The organism is Pseudomonas sp. ERMR1:02 (assembly GCF_002277815.1).
GTDB lineage: Bacteria > Pseudomonadota > Gammaproteobacteria > Pseudomonadales > Pseudomonadaceae > Aquipseudomonas.
The window spans coordinates 213198-225790 of the sequence record NZ_NKJI01000004.1; the positions used below are offsets into that span (position 1 = coordinate 213198).

12 protein-coding genes and 1 pseudogene are annotated in these 12593 nt (G+C 57.5%); 6 read left to right on the forward strand and 7 right to left on the reverse strand.

What is annotated here, in order from left to right; all coding sequences use genetic code 11:
• Window positions 1–43: 43 nt before the first annotated feature.
• Window positions 44–754, forward strand: coding sequence for a FadR/GntR family transcriptional regulator (locus tag CES87_RS09600; protein ID WP_128605950.1), 711 nt, complete (start codon window positions 44–46; stop codon window positions 752–754).
• Window positions 755–778: 24 nt separating this feature from the next.
• The gene (locus CES87_RS09605; protein ID WP_128605951.1) at window positions 779–1486 is read left to right on the forward strand and encodes a GntR family transcriptional regulator; all 708 of its coding nucleotides are present in this window, start codon (window positions 779–781) and stop codon (window positions 1484–1486) included.
• 103 nt (window positions 1487–1589) lie between these two features.
• Here CES87_RS09605 and yjiA read toward each other — a convergent pair whose 3' ends face one another.
• From yjiA to CES87_RS09620, 3 genes and pseudogenes are all read right to left on the reverse strand, one after another.
• The gene (yjiA, locus tag CES87_RS09610; RefSeq protein WP_128605952.1) at window positions 1590–2561 is read right to left on the reverse strand and encodes a GTPase; all 972 of its coding nucleotides are present in this window, start codon (window positions 2559–2561) and stop codon (window positions 1590–1592) included.
• A 122-nt stretch (window positions 2562–2683) separates the two neighbouring features.
• Complete coding sequence (locus tag CES87_RS09615) at window positions 2684–2881, reverse strand: YbdD/YjiX family protein (protein WP_008058222.1); 198 nt, start codon at window positions 2879–2881, stop codon at window positions 2684–2686.
• 14 nt (window positions 2882–2895) lie between these two features.
• A pseudogene (locus CES87_RS09620) lies at window positions 2896–4961 on the reverse strand (carbon starvation CstA family protein).
• A 158-nt stretch (window positions 4962–5119) separates the two neighbouring features.
• Between CES87_RS09620 and CES87_RS09625 the strand changes: the two are divergent.
• Complete coding sequence (locus tag CES87_RS09625; protein ID WP_128605953.1) at window positions 5120–5488, forward strand: PilZ domain-containing protein; 369 nt, start codon at window positions 5120–5122, stop codon at window positions 5486–5488.
• Between the two features lie 197 nt (window positions 5489–5685).
• On the opposite strand, the gene radA is transcribed toward CES87_RS09625, so the two are convergent.
• A complete protein-coding gene (gene radA, locus CES87_RS09630; protein WP_128605954.1) occupies window positions 5686–7053 on the reverse strand; it encodes a DNA repair protein RadA in 1368 nt (455 codons plus the stop codon).
• A 538-nt stretch (window positions 7054–7591) separates the two neighbouring features.
• Here radA and mscL point away from each other — a divergent pair.
• Entirely contained in the window at window positions 7592–8005 is a 414-nt protein-coding gene (gene mscL, locus CES87_RS09635) for a large-conductance mechanosensitive channel protein MscL (RefSeq protein ID WP_128605955.1), read from the forward strand.
• Between the two features lie 123 nt (window positions 8006–8128).
• Here mscL and CES87_RS09640 read toward each other — a convergent pair whose 3' ends face one another.
• Complete coding sequence (locus CES87_RS09640) at window positions 8129–8905, reverse strand: ferredoxin--NADP reductase (RefSeq protein ID WP_128605956.1); 777 nt, start codon at window positions 8903–8905, stop codon at window positions 8129–8131.
• Between the two features lie 330 nt (window positions 8906–9235).
• On the opposite strand from CES87_RS09640, the gene CES87_RS09645 reads away from it, so the two are divergent.
• Both CES87_RS09645 and CES87_RS09650 read left to right on the forward strand, forming a co-directional pair.
• Window positions 9236–9970, forward strand: coding sequence for an autoinducer binding domain-containing protein (locus CES87_RS09645; RefSeq protein ID WP_128606105.1), 735 nt, complete (start codon window positions 9236–9238; stop codon window positions 9968–9970).
• Between the two features lie 161 nt (window positions 9971–10131).
• Complete coding sequence (locus CES87_RS09650; RefSeq protein WP_128605957.1) at window positions 10132–11256, forward strand: methyltransferase; 1125 nt, start codon at window positions 10132–10134, stop codon at window positions 11254–11256.
• A gap of 73 nt (window positions 11257–11329) precedes the next feature.
• Here the strand turns inward: CES87_RS09650 and CES87_RS09655 are convergent, their stop codons facing one another.
• Both CES87_RS09655 and cydB read right to left on the reverse strand, forming a co-directional pair.
• A complete protein-coding gene (locus CES87_RS09655) occupies window positions 11330–11497 on the reverse strand; it encodes a DUF2474 domain-containing protein (protein WP_128605958.1) in 168 nt (55 codons plus the stop codon).
• A gap of 86 nt (window positions 11498–11583) precedes the next feature.
• Window positions 11584–12591 (reverse strand): cytochrome d ubiquinol oxidase subunit II, encoded by a 1008-nt coding sequence (gene cydB, locus CES87_RS09660; protein WP_128605959.1) that lies wholly within the window; start codon window positions 12589–12591, stop codon window positions 11584–11586.
• Window positions 12592–12593: the final 2 nt, after the last annotated feature.

Consider the following 12593-nt stretch of genomic DNA (forward strand, 5'->3'; position numbering starts at 1 on the left):
CCTGCCCACGGGCAGGCACATTTATCGCGACCTGGAGCAAACAGTGATCACCACGTCAACCGTCGTAAATTCAGTGGTAGAAAAACTCCGGGCCGCCCTGGCCCGTGGTCAGTGGCGCTCCGGCGACATGCTGCCGGGGCAACGTGAGTTGGCCGAGCAACTGGGCATCAGCCGTCCCAGCCTGCGCGAAGCAGTCATCGTGTTGGAAACCCTCGGGCTGGTGCGGTCAATGCCAGGCAAAGGCGTGGTAGTGCTTGACGCGCAGCTCAGCGATAGCCAGAGCCAGAGCCACGACAGCGCGGTGGCCGGCGCCAGCCTCGAGGATGTGCTGCAACTGCGCTACACCCTTGAGCCGTTCATCGTCGGTCTGGTTGCGCAGTCGATCAGCAGCAAGGAAGTCGGGCAACTGCGCCTGACCCTCATGGACATGCGCGAAGCCCTGGAGGCCAACGACAGCGAGGCCGGAGTTAGCGCCTACATTGCGTTTCACGAAGAACTGTTCACGCTGACCTCAAACCCGATTTTCCAGAGTGTGGTGCAACAAACCAGTAACGCCCTCAAGCAGAGCGCTGAAGTGCTGCGCAACTCACCCGAGCATCTGGCCGAACGCCTGGAAGAAAACGAAGCCGTGGTGCGAGCGATCCGCAGCAAAAACAGCGCCCAGGCCAGCGCCGAGATGCGCCGGCACATTCTGCGTGAAGGCCAGCGGATGGGCATCGAGTTGAACATCCCGGACGATAACTTCGGCAGTTGACCCCCTTCGAACTGGAGACAGGCCATGAACAGCTTCGCTTCACCACACACGCTTGCTGCCCTGCCCTTTGCGCAAAAAAATTTCAGGAAGCCGTCAGCAGATGATCTGTATTCACGGATCTTCGATGCCATTCTTGAACAGCGCATCCTGCCCGGCAGCCGCATTACCGAAGACAGCCTGGGGCAGATGTTCGACGTTCGACGCAGTGAAGTTCGTAACGTGCTGACGCGCCTGTCCCATCAGCAAATCATCGTCCTTCGAACCCATCATCGCCCTCGTGTCGCTGCGCCAGATTTTGAACAAACCCGACAAACGCTGCATGCCCGGCGGCTGGCTGAAACCACGCTGGTGCGATTGGCTTGTCAGCAACCTCTTCCACAAGACTTGAAACGCCTGCGCGCATTGATCGAGAGCGAGCGCCAATGCACGGCGCGTGGTCCGGCGATTCGGCTGTCAGGAGAGTTTCATTTGCAGTTGGCTGAAATGGCAGGGAACGCACCGCTGGCGCATTTTCTCTGCAGTCTGGTGCCGCTGACAGCACTGGCGATTGCGCAGTTCGATACGCCGACGGAGGGTTATTGCGATTGGCAGGTACACGAAGGGATTCTGGATGCTGTGGAGCGTGGGGATGCGCTGAAGGCCGAGACTTTGCTGAACCGGCATCTGGATCATCTGGAGGAAACATTGCTGAACTCTGGATCGAGGCCCATTCAAAATCGCGTTGCCGGATAGAAAGCCTTCGCGAGCAAGCCCGCTCCCACAGGGGAATGCATTCCAAATGTGGGAGCGGGCTTGCTCGCGAAAGCGGTCTTGAGCACGCTGAAGATATCCAGCCTTATTCAGCCGCCACCCGTGCAAAGCCCTCGCGAATTTTCTCTTCGGGCAGATCATCGGCAATGAACACGATCACGCTTTCACGCGGCTCATCTTCAGCCCAGTCCGTATCCCAATCGAATCCGTACAACTTCAGCACCCCTTGAAACACCATGCGTCGCGGCTCACCATGGATGTTCAGCACACCCTTGTAGCGCAGCAATTGCTTGCCATGGTCTTCCAGCAATTCGTTCATGAATTCACTGAGCTTGTCGATATCCAGCGGCTTGTCGGTACGCAGCACGAGGCTGGAAATGCGGTCAATGGACGATGTGTTGGTGAGCGGGCGCAAACTCAATCCGCCACCAAGGTCGGCGTTGAGGTTGAAGCCGCGCACATCGAGCAATTCGGCGAGATCGATCTTGCCGTGATCGACCAAGCGGATCGGTGCGCGGCGGTTGATGCGGGTCAGGCGTTCACTCAACGCGGTAAACGTTGGTTCGTCCACCAGATCGCGCTTGCTTATTAGCAGGCGGTCGGCAAACCCGATCTGCGCCTGGGCGATGGTCTGGGCCAGGTGAGTGTCGGCGTGTGCGGCGTCTACCAGGGTGATAATGCCATCAAGGATGTAACGCTCGCGCAGCTCTTCGTCGATGAAGAAGGTTTGCGCCACCGGTGCCGGATCGGCCAGGCCGGTGCATTCGATTACCAGACGGTCGAAGGCGATTGCACCACTGTCCAGTCGTTCGAGCAGCAGGTACAGGGCCTTGGTCAGGTCAGTGTGAATGGTGCAGCAGACGCAGCCATTGGACAGCGTCATCACTTGCACCGGCTCATCACCCAATAGCTGGGTGTCGATACCGGCGTCGCTGAATTCGTTTTCGATCACGGCGATTTTCAGGCCGTGCTCGGCTTTGAGCAGGTGGCGCAGCAGGGTGGTTTTGCCAGCGCCGAGGAAGCCGCTGAGGATGGTGACAGGAATTGGAGTGAGCAAAACAAAAATCTCCCATGCGCTAAAAAACTGTAGGAGCCAAGCTTGCTGGCGAAGGCGTCCTTAAGATCGCTATCGCCGGCAAGCCGTGCTCCTACAGAGGTGTGTTATCTGGCCCAAGTGCATCAACAGCACTTCGGCCCGCCCTTGCCACCGTAACGGGCTTCCTGACGTTCGCGAAAGAACGCCTCGTAGCTCATCACCGGTTTGTCCGGGTGTTTGCTTTGCATATGCTCGACGTAATTATCGTAGTCGGGCATGCCGACCATCAGGCGCGCGGCCTGCCCGAGGTATTTACCGAGGCGACTCAGGTCATTGAACATGCTGCAATCCTCGATTACGCATCCGGTAGCGCCTGGAAGGGCGATTCTTTATCCGTACGCTCTTTTGTACCCCAGGAGGCGATGCCGACCTTGAGTGCATAGAACAGGATGCTGAACACCACGAACAGGAACAGCGCGGTCAGCGTTGCGTTGGTGTAGGCGTTGAAGATCACGTGCTGCATCTGCGTGATGTCCTTGGCCGGGGCGAGGATCTGACCATTGGCCAGGGCATCGCTGTACTTCTTGGCCAGCGACAGGAAGCCGATCGCCGGATTGGCGTCGAACAGCTTGATGAAGCCTGCGGTGGTGGTGCAGATCAGCAGCCACACCGCTGGCAGCAAGGTCACCCAGATGTAGCGTTGGCGTTTCATTTTGATCAGCACAACCGTACCGAGCATCAGCGCGATACCGGCCAGCATCTGGTTGGAGATACCGAACAGTGGCCACAGGGTGTTAATGCCACCCAATGGATCGATCACGCCTTGATACAGCAGCCACCCCCACATGGCCACGCAACCGGCGGTTGCGATCAGGTTGGCGGTCCAGGATTCCGTGCGGCGCAGCGCCGGTACGAAGGAACCGAGCAAATCCTGCAACATGAATCGTCCGGCACGGGTACCGGCGTCGACCGCCGTCAGGATGAACAGCGCTTCAAACAGAATCGCGAAGTGGTACCAGAACGCCATGGTGTTTTCACCCGGCAGCACACTGTGCAGGATCTGCGCGATACCCACCGCCAGGGTCGGCGCACCGCCGGCACGGGCCAGGACGGTGGTTTCACCGATGTCCCTGGCCACCGCTTGCAGCGCTTCCGGCGTAATCGCAAAGCCCCAGTTGCTGACCGCTTGCGCCACCGCCACCACATCACCGCCAACCACCGCCGCCGGGCTGTTCATGGCGAAGTACACGCCGGGCTCGATTACCGACGCCGCAACCATGGCCATGATGGCTACGAAGGACTCCATCAACATGCCGCCGTAACCGATGTAGCGGGCGTTGGTCTCGTTATCCAGCAGCTTCGGCGTGGTGCCGGAAGCGATCAGCGCGTGGAAACCCGATACCGCGCCACAGGCGATGGTGATGAACAGGAACGGGAACAGACCGCCCTTCCACACTGGGCCGGTGCCATCGATGAACTGGGTCAGTGCCGGCATTTTCAGCTCGGGCATGGTGATCAGGATGCCGATTGCCAAGGCGACGATGGTGCCGATTTTCAGGAAGGTCGACAGGTAGTCTCGTGGCGCCAGAATCAGCCAGACCGGTAACGAGGCGGCCACGAAACCGTAACCGACCAGCATCCACGTAATCTGCACGCCAGTGAAGCTGAAGGCTTTGGCCCACACCGGATCGGCGGCAATTTGCCCGCCCAGCCAGATAGAACCCAACAGCAACAACACGCCGACGACGGAGATTTCACCGATGCGCCCCGGACGGATGTAGCGCATGTAAATACCCATGAACATCGCGATCGGGATGGTTGCCATCACCGTGAAAATCCCCAAGGGCTTTCAGCCAGGGCTTTGACGACGATCAGCGCCAGCACCGCGAGGATGATGATCATGATCAAAAAGCAGCCAAACAGTGCGATGGTACCGGGGATGCGGCCCATCTCTTCACGGACCATGTCACCGAGGGAACGGCCGTTGCGGCGGGTGGACATGAACAGGACCATGAAGTCCTGCACGGCACCGGCCAGCACCACGCCGGCAATCAGCCACAGTGTGCCGGGCAGGTAGCCCATCTGCGCTGCCAATACCGGGCCGACCAGAGGCCCCGCGCCAGCGATGGCCGCGAAGTGGTGACCGAAAAGGATATGTTTGTTGGTTGGAACGTAGTCCAGACCGTCATTGTTGAGCACGGCGGGGGTGGCCCGTCGCGCGTCGAGCTGCATCACATTGTTAGCGATGAACAGACTGTAGTAGCGATACGCGACCAGATAAATGGCCACCGCAGCGACCACAATCCACAAGGCGTTGATCGCCTCCCCTCGGCGCAATGCCACTACACCAAGGGCGCACGCTCCAACGATTGCCAGCAGCAGCCAGGGTAAATGCCGTAGCGGGCTATTATTATTGTTCATTTTATTATTCCAGCCAGAGTGGACAGAAAGACAGCCACCCCGAGTTTAGCTCTCCTGACGGCAAAGGCCATACCCCAACGTTGGTCTAGAGCCCTGCCCCGGCTGGCAGGTTTTAATAATGCGGGTCTATAGTCAGCGAACATCCAGAGGATTGCGCCATGAGCGACCACCCCGCCGATCGCCGCCGCTTCAAACGTATTGCGTTCGATGCCAAAACCGAGCTGAGCCAGGGGGAGTTCGTCTGGCCAGTAAAGCTGCTCGACCTCTCGCTCAAGGGCTTGTTGATCGAACGGCCTGAACCGTGGGTGGGCAACCCGCAGCAGGATTTTTTTTGCAACATTCATCTGAGCGAAGACATCGACATCGAAATGGATGTGCAATTGACCCATGAAGACTACGGCCAGCTCGGGTTCGTCTGCCGGCACATCAGCCTGGAGTCCATTGAGCGTCTGCGGCGATTGATTGAGCTCAATCTGGGTGATCCGCAGGAGCTTGAGCGGGAGTTGGGTGCGCTTATAGAGGTGTGAACGCCATTGTAGGAGCCGGCTTGCTGGCGAATGGGCTTGAACCTTGTGATTTTTTTCAGGCCGTCTTCGCCGCAGGTTGGCGTCAACCTGTAGGAGCAAGCTTGCTCGCGAAAAACCAGAGCGCGCCGGCGAGTCAGGCGTCACTCGTCATCGTTGACCACCTTCGCTGGCAAGCCAGCTCCTACAAAGAGATGCGTTTATTCGAACAGTGCGTCCAACGCCTGTTCCAGACGAGTGACGGCAATGATCTGCAACCCCGGCGGTGACTCTTTCGGCGCGTTGCCCTTAGGCACGATGGCACGCTTGAAGCCGTGCTTGGCCGCTTCCTTCAGGCGCTCCTGACCGCTTGGCACCGGGCGCACCTCGCCAGACAGACCGACCTCACCGAACACCAGCAAATCATGAGGCAACGGCCGGTTGCGCAAACTGGACATTACCGCCGCCATCAATGCCAGGTCAGAGGCCGTTTCCAACACCTTTACGCCGCCGACCACATTAAGGAATACGTCCTGATCGTGAGTCGGAATACCGCCATGACGGTGTAGCACCGCCAGCAACATCGCCAGCCGATTCTGATCCAGTCCCAATGTTACCCGACGCGGGTTGGCCAGATGGCTGTCATCCACCAGCGCCTGCACTTCCACCAGCATCGGCCGGGTGCCTTCCCACGTCGCCATGACCACACTGCCCGGGACTTCTTCCTGAGCGCGTGTCAGGAAAATAGCCGAAGGATTGGAAACTTCTTTCAGGCCCTTGTCAGTCATGCCGAACACGCCCAGTTCGTTGACCGCGCCGAAACGATTTTTCACCGCCCGCAGCAAACGCAAGCGTCCATCGGACTCGCCTTCGAAATACAGAACCGTATCGACCATGTGCTCCAGCACGCGCGGGCCGGCCAACGCGCCCTCCTTGGTCACGTGGCCGACAAGGAAAATCGCCGTCCCGCTCTGCTTGGCATAGCGCACCAGCAATGCCGCGCTTTCACGCACCTGGGACACACCACCCGGCGCCGATTGCAGTTGCTCGGTGAAAATCGTCTGGATCGAATCAATCACCATGACCTTGGGCTTTTCCTGTCGAGCCGTGGCAATGATGGTTTCAATGCAGGTTTCGGTCATGACCCGCAGTTGATCCTGTGGCAAGCCCAGACGCCGGGCGCGCATGGCCACTTGCTGTTGGGATTCTTCACCCGTGACGTACAAGGCCGGCATGCTCTTGGCCAGGTTGCACAAGGTTTGCAACAGAATGGTCGATTTGCCGATGCCGGGATCACCGCCGATCAGTACCACCGAGCCGTCGACGAGACCGCCACCCAGTACCCGATCCAGTTCGCTGGATGCGGTGGAAAAGCGTGGGATCTCTTCCACGCTGACTTCGGCCAGGGTCTTGATCTGCGCCTGTTGGCCAGTCCAACCAGTGCGCCCGGTAGGCGCCGCGGCCCCGCCGCTTTCCACCATGGTTTCGGTCAGCGTGTTCCAGGCGCCGCATTCGCCGCACTGGCCGGCCCACTTGGGGAAGGTTGAGCCACACTCGGTGCAGCCGTACATGCGCTTGGCCTTGGCCATCTGAACTCCCGGCAAAAACCGCGATGATAGCTCAGGCGAGCGAGATCAGCGCGGGCAGTGACCCGACGGGTTTCGATAGGCAGAGGTTCTTTTGATATCCCGTAGCGAGCAGGCTCGGACATGTAACACTTGATTGAACACTTACAACTTGAAACAGTTCTTGAATCGCACAAGCAACACGAGATGACAACGTTTAAAAAATCGCCAGCATTCAAATATAAAACCTGTACAAACCCTACAAATTAAACAACCAACCGTACAACTTCATCTTAAAAAATGAGATCAAAACGACTATCAAATACCGCCTCGAATTTCTGTTCAGATTTAGAGTATTTACTTAAGACGTATGAAGAGCAAATCAATACATCAAAAGTTTGCATCGCTGAGTTTTTATTGAGATTTGCAACAGCGACTGCGGCCCTGACCACGTTCATCCCGTCGATTGCAGGCAAGCCCTGTAAGCAGTTGTTTCGAGCAGGATGCACCTTGCTGATTTACACTGCGTTCACCAACCTCATCTGTAACAAGGAAATAACCTATGGGCGTGATAAGTGAGTTCAAGGCCTTCGCGGTCAAAGGCAATGTGGTCGACATGGCCGTCGGGATCATCATCGGCGCCGCTTTCGGCAAGATCGTTACGTCGTTTGTCGGTGACGTGGTCATGCCTCCCATTGGGCTGTTGATTGGTGGGGTGGACTTCAGTGACCTGGCCATTACGCTCAAGGCCGCGCAGGGCAATGTCCCGGCGGTGGTGCTGGCGTACGGTAAATTCATCCAGAGCCTGATTGACTTCGTGATCGTTGCCTTCGCGATCTTCATGGCCGTCAAGGCCATCAACCGTCTGAAGCGCGAAGAGGCCGTCGCACCTACTCTTCCGCCAGTTCCAACCAAGGAAGAGGAGTTGCTGGGCGAGATCCGCGATCTGCTCAAGGCTCAGAACAACCGGCCTTGAGTAGCCTCTATGTAGGAGCGAGCCGTGCTCGCGATGGTCGTGAACGAAAACGTGTGTTCCCTGGGTAAACGCGGCGTTCTGTAGTCCATCGCGAGCGAGCTCGCTCCTACAGGCGCCGATTTTTCACCAGAAGTTTTCCACAGCCACCTGTCCGGGTCGCCGGCTGAGGCTCAAATGCATGTCTCGCTGCTTAAGCAATTTGCGCGTGTCATCAATCATCTGCGGGTTGCCGCACAGCATGATCCGTGAGTGCTCGGGTGTCAGCGCCACCCCCGCCGTCCTTTCCAGCTCGCCGTTTTCTATCAGCGTAGTAATCCGTCCGTTCAGGGCGCCGGGATGCTGTTCTCGCGTCACCGTGTTGATGAGCTGCAACTTGTGCGCGAACTCCGCCAGGTAATCGCGCTGCATCAACCCTGCGATCAGTTCCTGATAGGCCAGCTCTCGGGATTCGCGCACGCTATAGACCAGGTTGATTCGCTCGAACCTCTCCCATACCTCGAAGTCCTGGAGAATCGATAAAAACGGCGCCAGGCCAGTGCCGGTGGATAACAACCACAGATCACGCCCATCGACGAAACGATCCAGCGTCAGGTATCCGAAGGCCTGGCGGTCGACCAGTAGCGTATCGCCAACGCCCAGCCGGCTGAGTTCGCTGGTGAACTCACCTCCCGGTACGACGATGGAAAAGAACTCGAGGAATTCGTCGAACGGAGACGACACCATGGAATAGGCACGCCACACCGTGCTCCCGTCAGCCTTGGTCACGCCCAGCCGGGCAAATTGCCCTGCGCGAAAACGAAAACCCACATCCCTCGTGGCACGCAGGGTGAACAGGTTGGGGGTCAACGGCTGAACCTCGAGCAAGGTTTGGCGAGTGAATTTCTCTTCGCTGGCGGTCATGAGGGGCTCCATTGAACGGATAGCCGCAGTGTCTCGCAAAGTGGATGACATAAACACTGGTGATTTGTAGTGTCTTTTGCAAACGTTCGTAAACTCACAAAACTTATACAAACTATGAACTAACCGGTTAAATTCGAATCGGTAGAATTTAAACCGACATTTAAATCAGCTCACAACAGTGCAGTATCGTTAGAACCAGACCTCTATTTAAAAGCCATTAGCAAACCCAAAAATTCTCAACAAAAAAGTAGGAAACATCCTACACTTCCCTTCGCGCCGATCTTTTGGATCCAAGGCGCACTCTCAATCTATTACGACCGGAGCTCCATGATGGAAAGGTGGAAGGAGTCACAACTCAAACAAATATCATCCACAACAGAACTTGAGACTGCTTACCAGATATCACTGAATTTCGCGAAAAACATTGGGTTTAAATTTTTCGCTTTTTCAACGACTTGCCCAACAAAAACTGAACATTTTCATACAACGCGTTTCAACAATTACCCGACAGCCTGGAACACCGAGTATGAAAAAAAAATCAAGTCAGGCACCACCGACCCAGTAATAGCGCATTGCAATCAATCCATGCTGCCGATTCTTTGGAGTGAAGAGCTCTTCTGCAATGTTCCCTGGATTTGGGAGGCACTTGAGCAACAAGGATTGCAATATGGCTGGTCACAAGCGGTGCATGACGAGCATAGCGGTTTCTGCAGCATTCTGAGTTTGGCCAGGAGCCATTGCCCGGTCAGTGGGTGGGAGCTGTATGAAAATCTCGGCTACTCCGTCTTCATTGGTCGTCACCTGCATAACCTGGTCGTAGAGAAACTGCCCAAGGAACCGGCCAAATCGTCCATGGTGCATTTATCGCCACGGGAAATTGATGTCTTGAAACTGGCGGCAACTGGCAAAACGGCATACGAGAGCGCCCGGATTCTTAATCTCAGTGCCCGCACCGTCAATTTCCATGTGCAGGAAACCATCCGCAAATTCGGGGTCAACAACAAGGTTTCTGCGGTCATTGCCGCTGTGAAGGCTGGCTATCTCAATAGCGACGCGATGCGCTGATCCGAAAAACCTGAGAGTAATCCGACACAAAAAAACGTACCATTCGCGGTTCCTCCTGAGTGATGGCGTGTGAGTTTTTCACGACGCAGTCCACTCGGACGGTCCCGCTCGCTACGACGCCCAGGCGCGGGATACCCGTTGATTATCCAGAGCCCCGCCCCATGCCTTTGCTCGAAACGCCTTTCGCCAGCCTCGACCTGATCCGCCAGCCCGAACAGCAGAACGAACCACTGCAAGCCTTTGATGCGGCAGACGAGTACCTGCTCACTCATCTGGCCGAACAGCAGCCCTCGATCGATACGCGGATTCTGGTGCTTAACGACAGTTTTGGCGCGTTGGCCGCGAGCCTGTCCGGCAAAGTCAACGTGACCAGCAGCGGCGACTCGTTCCTGGCGTTTCAAGGGCTGGAAAAAAACCTGGCCCGCAATGGCCAGGCGTTTGATGCGGTGCCGGCCATTCCCGCCAGCGAAACACCGCAGGGACCGTTTGACCGGGTCTTGATACGGGTGCCGAAGACCCTGGCGTTGCTGGAAGAACAACTGATCCGCCTTCAAGGCCAATTGGCTCCCGGCGCTCAAGTGATCGCCGGTGCGATGATCAAACATCTGCCACGCGCCGCGGGCGACCTGCTTGAGCGTTACATCGGGCCGGTGCAGGCATCGCTTGCGGTGAAGAAGGCCCGGTTGTTGATTGCCACGACTCAAGCCAAAGCGCCGGTAACGTCCCCCTATCCGACGCGCTACCGTCTCGACACACCCGCCATCGAACTACTCAACCACGCCAACGTATTCTGCCGTGAAGGCCTGGACATCGGTACGCGGGCGTTTTTGCCGCATCTACCAAAGAACCTTGGCGCGGCTCGAGTTGCCGACCTCGGATGCGGCAACGGCGTCCTGGCCATCGCCAGTGCCCTGCAAAACCCCGAAGCTCATTACACGCTGGTGGACGAATCGTTCATGGCGGTGCAATCGGCTGCCGAAAACTGGCGCGCAGCGCTGGGTGAGCGCGATGTCATCGTGCGTGCCGACGATGGACTGGCCGGACAGGAACCCCAGTCGCTGGATGTGGTGCTGTGCAATCCACCGTTTCACCAGCAACAAGTCGTCGGCGACTTCCTGGCCTGGCGGATGTTCCAGCAAGCCCGGGAAGCGTTGGTGGTGGGCGGTGCGCTCTATATCGTCGGCAATCGTCACCTGGGTTACCACAGCAAGCTGGCGCGGTTGTTCCGGGGAGTCGAGCAAGTGGCGGCCACGCCCAAGTTCGTGATTCTCAAGGCCCGTAAATAACGATCAAAAAAAACCCTCCAGTCGGAGGGTTGCAAGTCCGCGCCCAAAGGCGACGGGAGGCATGTCAGGTTTTTCAGTGCGTCGTCAGGCCGGCGGCGTTCATGAACATTCGCATCAGGCTGGCCACGATGAACAGTGCGCCGACACTGCCAATCCAGATAAGGGCCAACCAACCAAGCCGCTGCCATAGCGGCTTTTTTTCGGCTTGTTCGATGTCGTGCAAGGAAGGTTTGCTGGACATTGCTTCGATCCTCTTTCAGATCGATGGCGCCGCTACCGACGCCATCGCGAGCAAGCTCGCTCCCACATGGGTTCGCGATGCAGGAGCTAGTGATAACCGTCTTCGTGGGTGACCTTGCCGCGGAACACGTAGTAGCTCCAGAAGGTGTAGCCCAGGATGAACGGGATGATGAACAGCGTGCCCACCAGCATGAAGCCCTGGCTTTGTGGCGGTGCGGCAGCGTCCCAGATCGAGATCGACGGCGGCACGATGTTCGGCCACAGGCTGATTCCCAGGCCGCTGTAACCCAGGAAGATCAGAACCAGCGTCAACAGGAATGGCGTGTAGTGCGCATTGCGCGCCACCGCGCGGATCAGGCCGTACAGGGTCACCAGCACCAGAATCGGCACCGGCAGGAACCAGAACAGATTAGGCAGGGTGAACCAGCGCGCGGCGATTTCGGCGTGGGCCAGCGGCGTCCATATGCTGACGATACCGATCACCGCCAACAACACGAACGCCAATGGCCGCGCCAGGTCATGCATCTGCTCCTGCAACTTGCCTTCGGTCTTCATGATCAGCCAGGTACAGCCTAACAGCGCATAAGCCACCACCAACGCAGCACCGCAGAACATCGTGAAGGGCGTCAGCCAGTCCAGAGAACCGCCAGCGAACTGACGATTGACCACCGGCAGCCCATCGATGAAGGCCCCCAGCGCCACACCCTGGAAGAACGTTGCAGCGATCGAGCCGCCGATGAATGCCTTGTCCCAGAGATGGCGTTTATCGTCCCGGGCCTTGAAGCGGAACTCGAAAGCCACGCCACGGAAAATCAGCCCGATCAGCATGAAAATCAGCGGCAGGTACAGCGCCGAAAGGACCACCGAATAGGCCAATGGAAAGGCACCGAACAATGCCGCGCCGCCCAGTACCAGCCAGGTTTCGTTGCCGTCCCAGACCGGGGCGACGGTGTTCATCATCACGTCCCGGTCGGTTTTGCCCGGAATGAACGGGAAGAGGATCCCGATACCCAGGTCGAAGCCATCCATGACCACGTACATCATGATGCCGAAGATGATGATCACGGCCCAGATCAGCGGAAGATCAATACCCATGA

What these genes read in the sequence shown, in the direction of transcription:
- CES87_RS09645 (WP_128606105.1), top strand. Translation starts at nt 9,236, where the DNA reads ATGGAAAGGTGGAAGGAGTCACAACTCAAACAAATATCATCCACAACA.
- CES87_RS09605 (WP_128605951.1), top strand. Translation starts at nt 779, where the DNA reads ATGAACAGCTTCGCTTCACCACACACGCTTGCTGCCCTGCCCTTTGCG.
- CES87_RS09625 (WP_128605953.1), top strand. Translation starts at nt 5,120, where the DNA reads ATGAGCGACCACCCCGCCGATCGCCGCCGCTTCAAACGTATTGCGTTC.
- cydB (WP_128605959.1), bottom strand. Translation starts at nt 12,591, where the DNA reads ATGGGTATTGATCTTCCGCTGATCTGGGCCGTGATCATCATCTTCGGC.
- CES87_RS09655 (WP_128605958.1), bottom strand. Translation starts at nt 11,497, where the DNA reads ATGTCCAGCAAACCTTCCTTGCACGACATCGAACAAGCCGAAAAAAAG.
- CES87_RS09615 (WP_008058222.1), bottom strand. Translation starts at nt 2,881, where the DNA reads ATGTTCAATGACCTGAGTCGCCTCGGTAAATACCTCGGGCAGGCCGCG.
- mscL (WP_128605955.1), top strand. Translation starts at nt 7,592, where the DNA reads ATGGGCGTGATAAGTGAGTTCAAGGCCTTCGCGGTCAAAGGCAATGTG.
- CES87_RS09650 (WP_128605957.1), top strand. Translation starts at nt 10,132, where the DNA reads ATGCCTTTGCTCGAAACGCCTTTCGCCAGCCTCGACCTGATCCGCCAG.
- CES87_RS09640 (WP_128605956.1), bottom strand. Translation starts at nt 8,905, where the DNA reads ATGACCGCCAGCGAAGAGAAATTCACTCGCCAAACCTTGCTCGAGGTT.
- radA (WP_128605954.1), bottom strand. Translation starts at nt 7,053, where the DNA reads ATGGCCAAGGCCAAGCGCATGTACGGCTGCACCGAGTGTGGCTCAACC.